Annotated in this window: 3 protein-coding genes; all 3 read left to right on the forward strand. The window is 61.3% G+C overall.

The annotated features are described in order from the left end of the window. Positions 1-341 (forward strand): substrate-binding domain-containing protein (locus ABSG20_RS33810; RefSeq protein ID WP_423868781.1); only part of this gene is annotated, 341 nt, incomplete at its 5' end. 495 nt (positions 342-836) lie between these two features. Further along, the gene (locus ABSG20_RS33815) at positions 837-2,321 is read left to right on the forward strand and encodes a sensor histidine kinase (RefSeq protein WP_423868782.1); all 1,485 of its coding nucleotides are present in this window, start codon (positions 837-839) and stop codon (positions 2,319-2,321) included. Continuing rightward, positions 2,318-2,710 carry a response regulator gene (locus ABSG20_RS33820; RefSeq protein WP_423868783.1) on the forward strand — a complete coding sequence of 131 codons (393 nt, stop codon included), beginning with the start codon at positions 2,318-2,320 and terminating at the stop codon, positions 2,708-2,710. The genes ABSG20_RS33815 and ABSG20_RS33820 overlap by 4 nt, the downstream gene beginning before the upstream one ends. Positions 2,711-2,901: the final 191 nt, after the last annotated feature.

Below are 2,901 nucleotides of genomic sequence, written 5' to 3' on the forward strand. Positions count from 1 at the left end.
ATCCCTCCTGCATCATGGTCAACCGCAACCAGGGCGCGGGCACCCGCATCCTGATCGACCGGCTGCTCGGCGGGGCGCGTCCCGATGGCTACTGGAACCAGCCGAAATCCCACAATGCGGTCACTGCCGCGATCGCCCAGCATCGCGCCGATTGGGGCATGACGATCGCGCCGGTCGCCGATGCCGCTGGCTTAAGCTTCATTCCGCTCACGGAAGAGCATTATGATTTTGCCGTGGTGACCGCGCGAAAACATCGTCCGGCAGTACAGGCCTTTCTTCAGGCGCTGGCCTCGGAGAAGAGCCGCGCGGCGCTTGAGGCGGCGGGGTTTGTGCCGAATTAGTCGTCACGCGCTCCGTGTGCTCCGACAGGGAATTCATCGGCCGTGAACCAACCCGCGTACCCAGCCGAGTTACAGTCGGTGCCCGCTTTGCTCCCAAAACGCTGGCTCGACTTGGGCTCTCAGTGAGCGTAGCGTCGGCGAGTCGCCGAAATCTGCAGCCGGCAGATTTTGCGAGGAACCTATTGGCTAACGGGAGATTGGTCCTCCCCAGAGCCGGTTTCATTTGCACTCAGCCACGTGCCATCGCCAGGTTCAACGATTTTTTGCGGTTGAGAAGCCGTGCCGCACACCTCGGCCCGGATTTGATTCGGTCTGGAGGTCACTCGGACGAACGAATGCTTGCTGCCCGTGCGTTCTCACGGGCTCGAACGACGTCTCTTAAAGCCCATGTCCGACATCACCGCATTATACCCGAGTGTCGATGCCACCGGTGTACTTCCGGACGGTACTTTTGCGGCCGTCGTTAGTAGCGCGGACGCGCAACGCAGACCAGACTTGGCGGCGCCCCCGGATCAGGCCTACCGCTGGATCGTCGCGGCGGTCTGCCTCTACGCGGCGGCCGCGCTGGCCATGTTGCCGGTTGCTGACCTGCGAGGGCCGGACTTGCCGGGTCTCATCCCGTTTTTCATCGCCGGGGTGCTGGCGACCGAACTGTCCACGAGCTTCCTGCTGTTCGTGATGACGCGCGGCACCCGCACCTGGTCGCTGCTGACCCTGGCGTCCGCCTATCTGTTCGGCAGCCTGATGTCGGTCTTTGTTCTCTTGACATTTCCGGGCGCCGTGCTGACCGACTACATCATCCTCGGCACCGACCAGTCGTCCCGCTGGATCTATAATTTCTGGTATACTGGCTTTGGCATCCTGGTGCTGATCGCCGTCGTCCTTGAAATCGGGGCGAGCCGGATCCGCGCGCGGCATGTTAATCGCGCGATCGGCTTCGCCGTGGTCGGTGTCCTGATCGCGATCACGGCCGCCGTCAGTGTGGCCATCTTCGCCGTCGACAGGTTTCCGGCGCTGGTACTTGGATCATCGTGGACGAAGTTAGACACATTTCTGCTCTCGGCCCAGCTTGCTGTGCTGATCGCCGGGATTGGACTGATCCTGGGTATGCTTCGCAGCAGAAACCTCATCTTCCTGTTGATGAGTCTTGTGCTGACCGCGATGGCGTTCTCGCAAATCCTGTCGATCGCGGGACCCGGGCGCTATACGCTCGGCTGGACCGTCGGGCGGTTGAGCTGGTTCATCTCGGCATGCGTCCTCTTTCTCTTTTTCATGCTGCAGTTTGCCAGGCAGCAGCAGTTCCTGGTGAGCTCCAAGGGAGCGCTCGAAGAGCGCGTCGCGTCGCGGACCGTCGAGTTGACCGGGGCGGTTAAGCAACGCGATCTCCTGTTGCGAGAGCTTCACCACCGCGTCAAGAACAAGATGCAGATGGTCGATGCGCTGTTGGCGTCGCAGGCAAGATATACCGGAGGCGCCGACGCCAGGCAGGGGCTGCAGGATGTGCGAAGCCGGGTCTACGTGCTGGCCCTGGCCCACCAGCAAATGATGCAATCCGGTTTCGGAACCTTCGACATCGCGCCGTTTCTGCGCCAATTGACCGACAACGTTCTGGCCAATCGTGCGGAAAGAAGCGTCGAACTGACCGTGGAGGCATCCCCACTGATGGTCACGATCGATTTTGCCGCCCCGTTGGGATTACTTGCGACCGAACTCATTATCGACAGTCTCGATCATTCGCTTCCGAGAGGCGGACGAATCGCCTTGGCGTTGCGGCGGAATATCACTGAAGCCGTCGTTCTCACCGTGTCGGACAACAGGCTTGCCGCCGGTACGGAGATAGAGGCGGATTCGAACAGGGCCGCCCATAGAATGAGAACCATCAGGGGCCTGGCGGCGCAACTCGATGGCGCTGCCACCGAGCGCTACAGCGACGGCATGCATATCGAGATTGTCATTCCAACTCAAGAGGCGTCGAAATGAACAGATTGAGCGATTGCATTCTGGTTGTGGAAGACGAGTTCCTGATTGCGGACCTGTTCGCCCATGAGATCGAGGCGATGGGACGAAAGGTGTGCGGGATCGCCGATACCGCTCAAAAGGCGATTGCACTTGCCCGTGAGCATCGTCCCGCTGTTGTGCTGATGGATGTCCGATTGAAAGGGATCGAGGATGGTGTCGATGCGTCAATCGCCATCCACAGCGCCGTTGGTTCCAAGATTGTTTTCGTAACCGGGTCGCGCGAGCCCGCAAATCTAAGGCGGATCGAACTGGATCATGCCGCGGCAGTACTGTTCAAGCCGCTTCGCGGCTACCAACTCCAGGCTGCGATCGAGGCCGCCATGCCTGCGTCGGGGACCGCGGCGGTGTGAGAAAATCGTGCCGCACGCGGTGCGCCGCTGGCACGAGCGCGGCGTCCAGGGCCCCGGCTTCCGCATGCTGATCGACCGGCTGCTTGGTGAGGCACGGTAACCGGCGGGAGCCTGAAGGCGCGCGCAAAGTTGGATCAGGTGGGGGGAAGCGCCTCGTGCAAGGCGGTCAAATACTCCGCCAAGGTCGTGTG

The organism is Bradyrhizobium sp., from assembly GCF_049512235.1.
In the GTDB taxonomy this organism is placed as follows: domain Bacteria; phylum Pseudomonadota; class Alphaproteobacteria; order Rhizobiales; family Xanthobacteraceae; genus Bradyrhizobium.

What these genes read in the sequence shown, in the direction of transcription:
- ABSG20_RS33820 (WP_423868783.1), top strand. Translation starts at nt 2,318, where the DNA reads ATGAACAGATTGAGCGATTGCATTCTGGTTGTGGAAGACGAGTTCCTG.